Origin of the sequence: Pseudomonas sp. (assembly GCF_050739995.1) — a bacterium.
In the GTDB taxonomy this organism is placed as follows: domain Bacteria; phylum Pseudomonadota; class Gammaproteobacteria; order Pseudomonadales; family Pseudomonadaceae; genus Aquipseudomonas.
On sequence record NZ_JBOICG010000469.1, the window covers coordinates 1 to 3769 of the forward strand.

Annotated in this window: 3 protein-coding genes; all 3 read right to left on the minus strand. The window is 62.3% G+C overall.

The features are described from left to right. On the minus strand, positions 1-1277 hold a 1277-nt coding region (locus ACRESD_RS15520; protein ID WP_431751728.1), incomplete at its 3' end, for an efflux transporter outer membrane subunit. Beyond that, positions 1261-2430, minus strand: a complete 1170-nt coding sequence (locus ACRESD_RS15525; RefSeq protein WP_431751729.1) for an efflux RND transporter periplasmic adaptor subunit — start codon at positions 2428-2430, stop codon at positions 1261-1263. The genes ACRESD_RS15520 and ACRESD_RS15525, both read right to left, overlap by 17 nt. Further along, on the minus strand, positions 2420-3769 hold a 1350-nt coding region (locus ACRESD_RS15530; RefSeq protein ID WP_431751730.1), incomplete at its 5' end, for an efflux RND transporter permease subunit. The genes ACRESD_RS15525 and ACRESD_RS15530, both read right to left, overlap by 11 nt.

Here is a 3769-nt window from a genome sequence, read left to right on the forward strand (position 1 = left end):
GCGCCTGCCTGGTAGCTGTTCATGGCCAGCGATTGTGTGTGCTGTGCTGCATCCGCTGCCGCTTGTTCATCCTGGGCTTGTTGCTGCAAATCCCGCAGTTGTGCCAGGTTGTCTTCCACTTCGCGCACGGCTTTGAGTACATGGCTGCGGTACTGCGCCGAAGCCTCCTCGAATTCGGCTTTGGCTTGACGCTCGTTGGCGCTCAGGCGGCCGCCGTCAAAGATTGGCAAATTCACTAACGGCCCCAGCGCCCAGTAACGGTTGCCGGCAGATAGCAGATTGCCGACACCTTGCGTCTGCCCGCCAATCAACCCGGTCAAGCTGAAGTCTGGATACCACGCCGCCTTCGCCACACCAATATTGGCATTGGCTGCAAACACCCGCCGTTCCGCCGCCGCGATATCCGGGCGGCGTTGCAGCAGATGGCTGGGTAACTGCGATGGAATGCCCGGGAGCGCGATCAGTTGCTGGCTCGGCGGCAAGGAAAAATCGCTGGCCGCCACCCCCACCAGTTCACCGATGGCATGTTCGGTCAGGTTACGTTGCCCGCGCACTTCATCCAGTTGTGCCTTGGCTTCGGCCAACTGGTTTTGTGCCCGGGTCAGGTCTAGCTCGGAAGCAATCTGGCCCTCATAACGACTGCGCGTGAGCTGCAACGCCTGGCTGAAATCATCCAGCGAACTGTTGAGAATCCGACCCTGCGCATCCAGCCCATTAAGCTGCACGTACAGCGTCGCCAACTGATGTTGCAGGCTCAACCGCGCCACCGCGAGGTCATCCCCGGATGCTTGCGCCTGAGCATCACCGGCCGCGACCTGGTTGCGGATTTTGCCCCATAGGTCCAGGTCGTAGCTCAGGGAAAACCCTGCGCTATTGCTGTTGTAAACCGACGGTTGGGTGTCACCGCGCAACGGCCGCGAGTCCGACTGCCGCTGGCGCAACGGTTGTGCGCTGGCAGTGATCTGCGGAAACAGGCCCGCATGCAATTGGCTGGCGTACGCCTGGGACGCATCGAAGTGCGCCAGTGCCGCCGCCAGGTCTGGGTTGGCCTTGAGCAGTTGTTGTTGCAGGTCATCGAGGCGCGAATCGTTATAGAGCTTCCACCACGCTGGCGTAATCTGGTCGGACGGTTGTGCGCTGTGCCACGGGCCATCGCTGGTCTGTTCGCGGTAGCCGGCCGGCAGGTCCACTGTGGGCACCTTGTAGGTGGGCGCCATCGAGCAGCCTTGCAGCGCCAGTAGCATCAACGCGGCGAAGGGATTAAGCCTTGGGCGCATGTACACCTCCGGAGGCGTCCGCCAGTTGCACCGGATCACCTTCGCGCAGGGCGTCGGGCGGGTTGTCGACCACGCGGTCGGCGGGTTTCAAACCTTGGTCGATCACCAAGCGTTCGCCGAGGTCGAGGCCGATATGGATGTCTTGCAGGTGCACATGATTTTGCGCATCCAGTACCGCGACTTGGGTACCTTGGGCGCGGAAGATCAGCGCGCTGGCCGGGATGCTCACACCATGGGTGTCCGCCGGAATCGGCAGGGTGGCTTCGGCGTAATCCCCTGGCAGCAACTCGCCCTTGGGGTTGTCGGCGACGAACTGGGCGAGCAGGGTGCCGGAACGGCGGTCGATGGCGGTGGAGTCGCCGATCAACCGCGCCTTGAAGTGTTTGCCGGGGTGTTCAGGTACGGTCAACTCGGCTTCAAGGCCTGGATGGATCACCGCCGCGTAGTTCTGTGGCACTGGCACGTAGAGGCGCAGTTGGTGGGTATCGGCGATGTTGAATAGCTCGGGATCGCTGTCGGTATCGGCCTTGATCAACTGGCCTATGTCGGTGTTGCGTGCGGTGATAGTGCCGGCAAAAGGGGCACGGATGGTCTTGTAGCTTTCCAGCGCCGACAGGCGTGCGTAATCGGCGGCGGCGGCCTCGGCGTTGGCTTTGGCAGCGGCGGCGTTGGAGGTTTTTTCATCGGCTTCCTGGCGCGACACCGAGTGGCTGGCCAGCAGGTTCTGCCAGCGCGTCGCCGTGGTTTCGGCCAGGCGCGCATTGGCCTGTTCCTGGATCAGGCGGGCGTGGGTTTGCGCCAGTTGCTGGTCCAGGTCCGGGCTGTCGATCTCGGCGAGGATCTGCCCGTCCTTGACCTGGCTGCCGATGTCGACTTTCCAGTCTTTCAAGTAGCCGCTGACCCGGGCGTGGATCGGCGCCTTGCTCCAGGCTTCCAAGTGCGCTGGCAAACGTAGGGTATCACCGGCGGCGTTCTGTTTCGGTTGGAACACCATCACTTGTGGGATGGCCGCGGTTTCCGTCCAGGCAGTGACCGACTGTTCGTGCAGCGTGCGGGCGTGCAGGCCGTTGGCGACCAACAGGGCGGCCAATGTCAGGCCGCCGACACCCATGAGCATCAGACGCTTGCGCGAGGGTTTATGATCAGACGACATGTGAAGTTTCTCCAGCAGCAACGCGAGTAGGGTGACGACCGTGGACCAGGCTGAAGACCACGGGAACAAACAACAGTGTGGCAATGGTGGCGAAGATCAAGCCCCCGATGACGGCCCGGCCTAGCGGTGAGTTTTGCTCTTCGGACAAGGCCAGTGGCAGCATGCCGATGATCATCGCCAGCGCGGTCATGCACACCGGGCGGAAGCGCGTATAACCAGCCTCCATGGCGGCCTTCAGTGCATCGCCATGTTCGGCCAGGCGTTCACGGCAGAAGCTCACCACCAGGATCGAGTTGGCGGTGGCCACGCCCATGCACAGGATGGCGCCGGTCAGTGCCGGCACCGATAACGAGGTGCCGCTGAGGAACAGCATCCACACGATGCCCGCAAGTGCCGCCGGCAATGCGGTGATGATCACGAACGGGTCGGCCCACGACTGGAAGTTGACCACGATCAGCAGGTAGATCAGCACCACTGCACCGAGCAGGCCGAAACTCAAACCGCTGAACGCTTCATGCAAGGCGTCGATCTGGCCATGCAGGCTGATCACCGCGCCTTTGGGGCGCATGGACGCGGTGTCGTCCAACACTTTTTGCACATCGCGGGCTACGCCGCCGAGGTCGCGGCCTTGCACGTTGGCGTACAGATCCAGGGTCGGTTCGATGTTGTAGTGGGTCACCACCGCCGGGCTTTGCACGCGGGCGATGGTTGCTACGCCGCCGAGGATCTGCGATTGACCATCGGCGCCTGTGACGGGCAAGGCTTCCAGTGAGGGCAAGCTGTCCAGACGGTACTGCGGCGTTGCCGCGACGATGGAGTACGACACACCGTTGGCCGGGTTGAGCCAGAACGTCGGCGCGGTTTGCGAGCTGCCGGCGAGGGAGGCAACCATGCTGTTGGTCACGTCTTTTTCTGTGATGCCCAAGCCATTGGCGCGCATACGGTCGACGTTGACTTGCAGAGACGGGTAGCCGGTGGACTGTTGGATACGCAGGTCGGCGATACCAGGAACGTGTTGCAGTCGGCGCTCAAGCTCCACGGCATAAGCGCGGTTTTCTTCATCGCTGCGCCCGGAGATTTTCACATCCAGTGGCGCCGGTGCGCCGAAGTTGAGGATCTGGCTGCTGATATCGGCAGGCAGGAACGCGAAGTGACTGCCGGGGAAACTTTCGGGCAGGGCTTCACGTAGTTTTTTCACGTAGTCGGCGGTGGGCGCGTGGTCTTTTTTCAGGGTGACCTGAATATCGCCATCCTGCGGACCGATGGTGCCGCTGCTGCTGTAGGCCATGTCGATGCCGCTCAGCGGGATGCCGATGTTGTCGACGATGGTGTCCAGTTC

Excerpts from the sequence above, each read along its gene's own strand:
- ACRESD_RS15525 (WP_431751729.1), bottom strand. The coding sequence starts at position 2,430 with ATGTCGTCTGATCATAAACCCTCGCGCAAGCGTCTGATGCTCATGGGT.